This window comes from Streptomyces beijiangensis (genome assembly GCF_017315755.1).
Taxonomy (GTDB): Bacteria; Actinomycetota; Actinomycetes; order Streptomycetales; family Streptomycetaceae; genus Streptomyces; species Streptomyces beijiangensis.
Map to the genome: position 1 here is coordinate 1 of NZ_JAFLRJ010001396.1, position 324 is coordinate 324.

Sequence of the window (324 nt, forward strand, 5' to 3'; positions counted from 1 at the left end):
GTCACGGGGTGGGCCTCCTCGGGAGGGGTGCGGCAGGAGCGGCGAGGCGCTGGATCGCTGCCATGGGGACCGGCAGCCAGTCGGGGCGGTGTCTGGCCTCGTACAGGACCTCGTACACCGCCTTGTCCGTCTCGTACGCCCGCAGCCCGTCACCCGCGACATCGCGGGCATGCTGCGCTCCTTCGACTACGCGGCCCGCTCGCACCGCCCGTGGGACCCCGGCTGGGCGGCGGGCTGCCGCGACGCGTACTGCGAGGGGTACGCCGCCCTCGCGGGATCCGACCCGCGCGCCGAGCCCGAGCTGCTGCGGGCGTACGAGACGGA

At 75.3% G+C, this 324-nt stretch carries 1 pseudogene; it reads left to right on the plus strand.

The features are described from left to right. Positions 1 to 324 (plus strand): annotated as a pseudogene (locus J0695_RS45950) (maltokinase N-terminal cap-like domain-containing protein); the annotation flags it as partial.